At 67.8% G+C, this 423-nt stretch carries 1 protein-coding gene; it reads right to left on the bottom strand.

All coding sequences use genetic code 11. The annotated features are described in order from the left end of the window. The coding region (locus tag OO68_RS48910) for a site-specific integrase (RefSeq protein WP_209442690.1) at positions 1 to 404 on the bottom strand (404 nt) is incomplete at its 3' end. Positions 405 to 423: the final 19 nt, after the last annotated feature.

Genomic DNA, 423 nt, shown 5'->3' with positions numbered 1-423 from the left:
GTCTCGAGCATGGCAACGACGTCGTCGCCCAGCACGGCTTCCTTCCGGCGCGGCGGTGCGCCATGGGTATTGCGGATGCCGGCCATCACTGTGGCGATGTGGCGGTCCTTGCGATCGAGCGGCGTGCCGCGCTGGGTGTAGTGCCAGCTCAACGCCGATAGACGCCGCTCAATCGTGGCTACGGAATTTGCTTTGCCGCCCGCGATCGCCGCGCCAGTGGCGCAGGCGGTTATGTAGATCCCGACCACCTGCGGCGAGGGCGGAGCGACTTCGAGGCCTTGGCGCCGACACCAGCTGCAGAAATGCGTCCAGTCGCTCGCATAGGCTCTGCGTGTGTTCTGCGAACTGGCGGCCTCGGCATAGCCACGGGCCCGGCCGGCCAGCCGTTCCAGATGCGCCGGCACACTGGCGGTGTCGGATGGG

Source organism: Streptomyces iakyrus, from assembly GCF_000717055.1.
In the GTDB taxonomy this organism is placed as follows: Bacteria; Actinomycetota; Actinomycetes; order Streptomycetales; family Streptomycetaceae; genus Streptomyces; species Streptomyces iakyrus.
The sequence above is the reverse complement of the archived record's forward strand: the minus strand, read 5'-3'. Positions and strand labels throughout refer to the sequence as shown.